General features: G+C 38.5%; 8 protein-coding genes. 5 read left to right on the forward strand and 3 right to left on the reverse strand.

The features are described 5' to 3' along the window. Positions 1 to 695, forward strand: a 695-nt coding sequence (locus F6K22_RS22695; RefSeq protein ID WP_293103031.1) for a DUF561 domain-containing protein, incomplete at its 5' end; no start/stop codon positions are given. 232 nt (positions 696 to 927) lie between these two features. Next, complete coding sequence (locus F6K22_RS22700) at positions 928 to 1080, forward strand: hypothetical protein (RefSeq protein ID WP_293103034.1); 153 nt, start codon at positions 928 to 930, stop codon at positions 1078 to 1080. 193 nt (positions 1081 to 1273) lie between these two features. Here the strand turns inward: F6K22_RS22700 and F6K22_RS22705 are convergent, their stop codons facing one another. Both F6K22_RS22705 and F6K22_RS22710 read right to left on the reverse strand, forming a co-directional pair. Further along, on the reverse strand, positions 1274 to 2023 hold the full coding sequence (locus F6K22_RS22705) for a hypothetical protein (RefSeq protein ID WP_293103036.1): 750 nt from the start codon (positions 2021 to 2023) through the stop codon (positions 1274 to 1276). 322 nt (positions 2024 to 2345) lie between these two features. Continuing rightward, positions 2346 to 3167 carry a YaaW family protein gene (locus F6K22_RS22710; protein WP_293103050.1) on the reverse strand — a complete coding sequence of 274 codons (822 nt, stop codon included), beginning with the start codon at positions 3165 to 3167 and terminating at the stop codon, positions 2346 to 2348. A gap of 124 nt (positions 3168 to 3291) precedes the next feature. On the opposite strand from F6K22_RS22710, the gene F6K22_RS22715 reads away from it, so the two are divergent. Beyond that, complete coding sequence (locus F6K22_RS22715; RefSeq protein ID WP_293103038.1) at positions 3292 to 4368, forward strand: NAD(P)/FAD-dependent oxidoreductase; 1077 nt, start codon at positions 3292 to 3294, stop codon at positions 4366 to 4368. A gap of 62 nt (positions 4369 to 4430) precedes the next feature. Here the strand turns inward: F6K22_RS22715 and F6K22_RS22720 are convergent, their stop codons facing one another. Beyond that, a complete protein-coding gene (locus F6K22_RS22720) occupies positions 4431 to 5072 on the reverse strand; it encodes a CRISPR-associated protein Cas4 (RefSeq protein ID WP_293103041.1) in 642 nt (213 codons plus the stop codon). A 184-nt stretch (positions 5073 to 5256) separates the two neighbouring features. On the opposite strand from F6K22_RS22720, the gene F6K22_RS22725 reads away from it, so the two are divergent. Continuing rightward, on the forward strand, positions 5257 to 6054 hold the full coding sequence (locus tag F6K22_RS22725) for a DUF4384 domain-containing protein (RefSeq protein WP_293103044.1): 798 nt from the start codon (positions 5257 to 5259) through the stop codon (positions 6052 to 6054). A gap of 133 nt (positions 6055 to 6187) precedes the next feature. Next, positions 6188 to 8439, forward strand: a 2252-nt coding sequence (locus F6K22_RS22730) for a tetratricopeptide repeat protein (RefSeq protein ID WP_293103047.1), incomplete at its 3' end; no start/stop codon positions are given.

Here is an 8439-nt window from a genome sequence, read left to right on the forward strand (position 1 = left end):
GTTTGACTAATTTTGATAAAGATAGAGTAGCAGCAACAGTTAAAGCCGCAACTTTAGGTGGAGCAACTTTCCTTGATATTGCTGCCGATCCTAGTTTAGTAGAGATGGCACGCAATTTAACCAACTTACCTATTTGTGTGTCTGCTATTGAAGCTGCTAAATTTGTACCAGCAGTAGAAGCGGGTGCTGACTTAATTGAAATTGGTAATTATGAGGCATTTTACGCTCAAGGAATGCGCTTTGAAGCAGAGGAAGTTTTACAGTTAACTGAAGAAACTCGCCAACTTTTACCTAATATTACTCTTTCTGTAACTGTTCCCCATCTTTTAGAATTAGATCGCCAAGTACAACTAGCTACTGAGTTAGAAAAAGCTGGTGCTGATATTATTCAAACTGAAGGTGCTGTCATTGCTAAACCTACTCACCCTGGAACTTTGGGTTTAATTGAAAAAGCAGCTCCTACTATAGCAGCAGCTTATGAAATTTCTCGTGCTGTCAGTATACCTGTGTTGTGTGCTTCTGGTATTTCCAATGTTACTGCTCCATTAGCGATCGCTGCTGGTGCTGCTGGCGTTGGTGTAGGTTCCGCTATTAACAAACTGAATGATGAAGTGGCAATGGTAGCAGCAGTTCGTAGTTTAGTGGAAGCTTTGGCAACTGTTAGTAATGTGAAAGCAGATGTAATGTCTGTTTAATTTGCTTGACTTGGAGAGTTTTCAGGTTAATGAACTACACTAAAAAATGATAACCCTGTAGGGACGTTGCATACAACGTTCCTATTCAAATCAAAAAGTCTGTGAGGAATAGTTTATCCATAGATAGGAGAAAATTATGATAAGTTTTAAAAAGAAAATAGTTACCGATGAAACCATCCGTCCTGTAGAAGTTTTGATTGACTATCAAGACTGGCAATAAATTGAAAAGTTATTGGCTGCTTCTAAGTTAAAAACAGAACTACAAAATGTAGACTTAGCTAAGTATGGAGGCACAATCAAACTTAGTATAGACCCTCTGATACCAATTCTCAAAAACTTTGCTATACTTGGAATTTATATTTATCAATACTATTTATTGACGTGATATAAGTATTCAATAATATTTGTTATTTTGATGGTTATTTGGGCAGTTTTCAAGTATAGCATTACTTTTGATAAATGGTATGAAATATCAACAACAAATTAGAGATGAATGGTCGTCAGAAAAAATTTAATTGTGCTAGATACAGTCGCTCGCAATTACAGAAATACCTGATTTTGCATAAGTCCTAATAAATTTAAGTAATTAAGGTACTTTCTTCAACATTTATCATTCTTGCATAGAGAATTTGCTCATTAATTTCTAGATTATTGATTAAGCTTAAGCAAGTTACAATACCATTGCCTATTAATTCTCCTTCTATTTCTCCATACTCGACCTGCAAAATAATATTATCTGCTCGTGAATCATTAGATACACTATCCGGATCTTGCCAGGTTCCCAAACCACTAATTTCTGTTGTTGCCTTCATAAAATTTAATGATTCAGATTTGAATCTGGGCACAGTTAATGTTAATAATTCCTGTTCAATTCTAGTAAATTTTACATGATTACTTTCATCTCCAAATAGTAGTGCAAAAAGCACATCTTTAGCTAGAATTAATAATTCATTACCCAGATCGCTCCGATATTTTTCTGTTATTAAGTCAGTCCCTTTTTCTGGAGGATTATTAATTAAATATTCAGCTTCTATTAGGCGATCGCGATTTATTTTTTGATTTTTTTTAATAAAATCATTTAATTTTTGTCTATCCAGTGCCATGTCTTTGAGGCGTTCTATTCTTGAAAGTCGCTCTAGAGCTTTTTGTTCTTGAATAGCTTTAATATCTTTCTTTTTTATATAGAAAGAATCTAAAGTTAAACGTATAATTTGCTCAATTAACCAGTCTCGATCTTGTTGTACTAAATAACTGCGTAATTTTTCCTCGAACTGGGGAGCTAGCTCTTCCTTAATAGAACTAACTACACCTTGAATACTCAGACTCATTTCTGTTCTCCTAAAAACTGGTAATTAAAACAAGGGTTAACAATCTGGAATTTATCCTACTATAATTTTGTCTTCTAGTTCAATTACTCTAATAGAAATTTTCTCTAATTGCTCGACTTAATTTGACTGCTATTTTATTCAACCAAAATCTATAATTATTAAATTACGTTAGAACTTTATATAACTCTAAACTATAGCGCTACGCGCTAGGGAATAGGGAATAGGGAATAGGGAATAGTGAACTGTTCAAGGGTTTCAGGATTTAGAAATGTCCTAACCTTAATGCGTAGCGCTATAAAACCTAACATTTAACACATCCTTGCTAATTCAACAACCGAATTTGGGCCAAAACAAAAACAGCCGGAATCACACGACCATAATTTGTAGCGATCGCTCTCCAACCCAAATCGGCCAAAAACCAAGTCCACAACATCGGGCCTAAAAATCCTAAAGCTGTCCGTACTGCCCCGTAACGAGCTGCACTAACAGCCATCCCTCGATTAGCCATTTGCATAGTGATGTGACTTTGAAACTGAGCTGCTGCTGTTGCTCCACCTCTAACTAATGCTGCTTTTGCCACTTCATATTTAGCAAAATGAATGGCAAATTGACGAGCTAGCTGCTTGAGTAATATTGGTTTCAATACCGAACTGACTGCAAAAGCGGTACTACCTTTAAAGAGTAAACTTAATGGATTTTTTTGTATTGATATTGGTATAGGCTGAGGAAAGTTATACTCAGCCAGGGAATTTTGTATATTTTGGGCTAAGACATCTTGTTGGGATCGAGGCAAACGTTTCCAGGTTCGACCTAAAACATGGAGAAACACCTCTGCTTCTAAATCTGTGGTTGAAAGCTTTTGAGAATAGGGAATCTTGAGATAACCACAGACCTTAATTAAAGCTTGCCGATAACTTACTTTCTGGGTATGTCCCCGTAATACTGTCATACCGTCTGCTGCTAGATAACGAAATCTCTGGTCTAGTGCATCTAACCAGGCATCGCGATCGCGACTTTGTACATCTATTGGTAGAGGAGTCTGGAAATAATCCAAAGGATTGATCCCGCGCCCAAACAAAAGTCCTGTTAACTGTTGTAACTCCTCTTCTGTTGCCAATTCCAGTGCTGCTGTTAGTTCATCCAACTTACATTCCCTCCACGCACACAAAGCACTACGATTATACTTTAAATTTAGTTTAACTAAGCCAACTTTAACATTAACCAATTAGTTAGTATAACATAAAATATTTATTCTAATCTTAAAATTTATGAACAACTCCCAAAAATTTGATATTGCCGTCATTGGTGCAGGTATAGCTGGTTTAGTCTGCGCTCAAGAACTACAGAAAGCTGGTTATTCGGTGGTGGTATTGGAAAAATCTAGGGGAGTGGGGGGTCGCATGGCAACTCGCCGAGTCTCAGGAAGTCGCGCCGATCATGGAGTACGTTACCTCGAACCGACAGGTAAATTTTTGCAACAATTAATTAATAATCTCAAAAGTCAAAAAAATAGCCCGGATGTCGAGCCAATTCTCGAACTTTGGACAGATAAAATTTATGAACTAACTCAACCCCAGAGACCGCTACTTCCCATTACCAAAAATTGTTATATTGCGCCCCAGGGAATGAACTCTGTCGGCAAATTTCTTGCCCAAGGTTTAGATATTTGGTTTAGTCGGCGAGTACAAACTATGCAACCAATAGCCGAAAAAAATTGGTGTTTGACTCTGGAAATTACTAATGATGCTGCTACTGAAAAACCAACAGAAGTAATAGCGAAAGCTGTAGTTTTAGCTATCCCTGCACCCCAAACTTTAATGATTTTGGAAAAACCTGTTGCGGAAATACAGCCAGAATTTCTCAATCATCTGCGTTTTGTGGAATATGACCCTTGTATTTCTGTGATGGCAGGATATTCTCCAGCACTACAGAAAAATTTACCAGAATGGCGGGCGATCGCTTTCCCGAATGATGACTATCTCGACTGGGTAGGTGTTGATAGTAGTAAAAGACTCCATCCTACTCAACCTGTATTTGTGATTCAAAGTAGCGCTAAGTTTGCTACTACCTACCTCGATATCCCAGACTTACAACCAGTAGGGAAAGAATTACTAGAGTATACAGCACAAAAGTTATTGCCGTGGTTAAGTAATCCAGAATGGTTGCAAGTACACCGATGGCGTTATGCTTTTTGTCGTCAAGCTTTGAGTGTTTCTTGTCTGACTACAGAAATGCCATTGCCATTAGTGGGTGCTGGTGACTGGTGTGGTGGGAATAATATTGAAGGTGCTTTTGCTTCCGGGTTAGCTGCAGCAAATTGGTTGAGTCAAATGGGGGTAGAGTGATTAATGGAGGTATTAATAGCAGTCTTCAGATAATTACAAAAATTCCTACTACCAAAATTTAATTATGCTGCAAGATTATCATTATTTTTAGTTTTAGCAGGGCAATGATTATCAGGAACTTTGCAGTAACGACATTCCCAAATACTAGGAGTTGGTTTAGGTATTTTAGCGCTACAAATTATCGCAAGTAATTCTCGAAGGCGCTGTTTAAATTCTTGGTTAACTTCCCATGTAGGAATTTCCACAATATTATCTGAATAAACAATACGTCCGTGAGGTATTTGTTGGTGACAAAGTTCTTGAGTTTCTGATGCTAAGGGCAGTAAAAACATATAGAGTAAAACTTGCATTTTGTGAGAATTTTTGCGCCTACCTGTTTTAATATCCTCAACAATAACCCAATTATCTTTTGTGGCAATAATATCGGGTTTACCAGAAACACATATCGGGAATTTTTTACTATAAGCTTTGAATGAATTGTCATCCTCAATATAAACTGTAAATCCTTCATTGTGTAGTTCTGCTGCTCTTTCAAGAACTTTTTCATCATGTTTACTAGAGTCATAGTTACTGGAAGGTTTATCAAATTTGTATTTAGTTTGGAGGGAGACTGCATATTTACATTGTTTTTCATTGGCTAATATTTGGGCTAGCCAAGTTACCCAAGCATAAAATTGTGACCGTTTTTTTAGGGATGTTTTCATTTTTATTTTTCTCAATTAACTTTTTTCAAGGTAGCTAAATATTTTTGATTTGTAAATAGAAATTACAAGAATAAAGTAGAGCTAAAAGAGTTAGGTAGAAGTTGGTAGAAGTTGGTAGAATTAGGGTTGCAGATTCAGATTTGGTTATTTATAATTTTTGGTAAATATCTAAGAGGTAAATTTTATGCTCGACCCAAAAAAATATACAGATTTCCTCAATGAAATAGCTGATAATTTTCATTTGAGAGATAAAACTAGATTAGTATTTACCGAACGGTTTAAAATAGATAATGATGATTTGACTAATCAAGCATTGGCTGATGTTTTGTCAACAAATTTATTAAAAAGTGGTAGTAAAAATCCAGAAAATAGTCTGCGTGACTCGTTGACTAAGACAATATATAACAAATTGGAGGCTGAAGGTTGTAATTTTAATAGCGCAAATAATGATAAGTTGGAAATTGCTAAAAGGTGGTTGCGTGAAGTAGCTTATTTTTGGTATCTATTGAAAAATATGGCTGTTTCAACTAATAAAATGGGTCCTGTTATCCAAGGGGTTGGCACAATGAATATGTGGCAACATGATTCTAATTATCCTGATAGTGTACTTTTGGGCACTGAGATTAAATTTGAGGTACAGTTGGAACGTCCGGGGTATTTAACCCTATTAGAAAAAGGTACTTCTGGCGAATTTTTCTGTTTGTCTCCTTCATTCTTGGCACCTGCTCCCCATTTTAATGAGACTGGTGTCGCATCACTACCACAGGAGGGAGCGCGAAAAAAGTATTTTAAATTAACTGGTAAACCAGGGGTTGAGGAGATAATAGCAGCGATCGCTCCCCAAAGGCCCAAATTAGATTGGTTGCCGAAACCAGAACAACCACCTTTACTTTTGCAGGGAAAGCATTTGCAGGAATTTTTGGCATATTTTGAAGGGAAGTCAGATTGTACTTTGTGGTATATGAATTATCAGGTAGTTTAGATTTAGGGTGTGTTTGAGCGAAGCGTAACGCACCAGCATAAATAATTGTGATTATTGACAACGGGAGCAAGATGCTCCCACTGACTCACTTTTATCGGACATGATTCTATTATGTAAATAAGGACAAACTAATATGAACAAAGAACAATTTCAAGCTCGTCTAAATTTAATTAACCAACTGCTAACTTGCCCTAATGCCGAGGAGCAAGCGACTTTACACGCTAATTCTCACTTAGTTGATGAAGCTTTTGTGGAAGTGATGAAATTAGTGGCAGCTAAGATGCCAGAAGATGTGGAAAGCAATGCAGAATGGTTGCAAAGCTTTGCTAAACAACTAGCAGAAATGATGGAGGAGTGGAAACAGCTAAATGAACAAGCGACTGAACTATACAACACAGGTAAATACGATGAAGCAATACCCATTGTCAAACAAGTAGAGACGTTAGCACTAGAACTCTGGGGAGAAAGTCATGCCAATGTCGCAACTTCTCTCAACAACCTAGCAGAATTATATCATTCTCAAGGGAGATACTCAGAAGCGGAACCTTTGTTCAAACAAGCTATAGAAATCGTCAAAATCTCCCTGCCCGTAAATCATCCTTATCTTGCCTCCAGTCTCAACAACCTAGCAGAATTATATAAATCTCAAGGTAGATACTCAGAAGTGGAACCTTTGTACCAACAAGCTATAGAAATCGTCAAAATCTCCCTGCCTGTAAATCATCCTTATCTTGCCACCCTCCTCAACAACCTGGCTTTATTATATCGTTTTCAATGGAAATACTCGGAAGCGGAACCTTTGTTCAAACAAGCTATAGAAATTGACAAAATCGCCCTACCTGCCAATCATCCAGACCTGGCCATCAACCTCAACAACCTAGCAGAATTATATGAATCTCAAGGGAGATACTCAGAAGCAGAACCTTTGTACCAACAAGCTATAGAAATTGACAAAATTGCCCTGCCTGCCAATCATCCTGGATGTGCTACTCACCTAAACAACCTGGCAGGATTATATTATTATCAAGGGAGATACTCAGAAGCAGAACCTTTGTACCAACAAGCCATAGAAATTGACAAAATCGCCCTGCCTCCTAATCATCCTGAACGTGCTACCCGCCTCAACAACCTAGCAAACTTATATCGTTATCAAGGGAGATGCTCGGAAGCGGAAACTTTGTGCCAACAAGTTATAGAAATTGACAAAATCGCTCTGCCTCCTAATCATCCTGGACGTGCCACCCACCTCAACAACCTGGCGTTATTATATCAATCTCAAGGGAGATACTCAGAAGCAGAACCTTTGTACCAACAAGCCATAGAAATTGACAAAATCGCCCTGCCTCCTAATCATCCTGAACGTGCTACCCGCCTCAACAACCTAGCAAATTTATATAAATCTCTTGGAAGATACTCGGAAGCGGAACCTTTGTACCAACAAGCCATAGAAATCGTCAAAATCGCCCTGCCTGCCAATCATCCAGACCTTGCCAATCACCTCAACCACTTGGCTTTATTACTAGCTAAAACCGATCGCCCCAAAGAAGCATTCAAACTGATGCTCAAAGCAAGCAACATCCAAGATAAAACTATCCAGGTTATCTTTGCTTCTAGTTCCGAGAGCGATCGCCTTGCCCATATCCAGAAAGAAGTCAGACCTGCACTTGAGGCTTTCCTCTCCTTAGTCTACCAATATCTCCCCCACTCCCAAGCAGCAAAACAAGCAGCATTAAATCTCGTCCTCAAACGAAAAGCTCTAACTGCAACAGCTCTTGCTGCTCAAAATCAAGCTGTATTCAGTGGGCGTTATCCCCAACTCCAAGAGATTTTCTCACAGTGGCGACAAAAGTGCGACCAACTTTTAGCATTTACCTATCAAGTACCCCCACTAGAAAAACGGGAAGTTCACAAACAACAGTTAGCTCAACTGCAAAAAGAATGTAATGAGTTAGAAAGACAGTTAGCGCGAGAAGTGCCAGAAATTGCTATGCAGGAACAAATGGGCGACAGACGGGCAGTAGCTTTAGAGTTACCAGAGGGAGCGAAGTTGTTGGAGTTCGTGCGGTTTCGAGTCGTTGATTTTCAGAATAATAGTTGGCAGAAGGCGCGGTATCTGGCATTTGTTTTAGCTGCGGGAAAACCTTCTGACGTGGAAATGATTGATTTAGGGCAGGCAGAGAATATCGATCGCTTGATTTCTGTGTATCGAGAGTCGGTGATGGAGTTGCCAGAAGTTTCTGTGGAAGTTCCTGTGGAGAGTGGGAGATCCCCCCAACCCCCCTTGGTAAGGGGGGCTAAGATGGAAAGGGAGTTTAGGTCTAAGTCTAACTCTAACTCTGTTCACAGTTTCCCCTCTTCACAAGAGGGGTCTCAAAATAGTAGCAG

It is taken from the genome of Okeania sp. SIO2F4, assembly GCF_010672385.1.
GTDB lineage: Bacteria > Cyanobacteriota > Cyanobacteriia > Cyanobacteriales > Microcoleaceae > Trichodesmium.

Excerpts from the sequence above, each read along its gene's own strand:
- F6K22_RS22715 (WP_293103038.1), top strand. The coding sequence starts at position 3,292 with ATGAACAACTCCCAAAAATTTGATATTGCCGTCATTGGTGCAGGTATA.
- F6K22_RS22705 (WP_293103036.1), bottom strand. The coding sequence starts at position 2,023 with ATGAGTCTGAGTATTCAAGGTGTAGTTAGTTCTATTAAGGAAGAGCTA.
- F6K22_RS22720 (WP_293103041.1), bottom strand. The coding sequence starts at position 5,072 with ATGAAAACATCCCTAAAAAAACGGTCACAATTTTATGCTTGGGTAACT.
- F6K22_RS22725 (WP_293103044.1), top strand. The coding sequence starts at position 5,257 with ATGCTCGACCCAAAAAAATATACAGATTTCCTCAATGAAATAGCTGAT.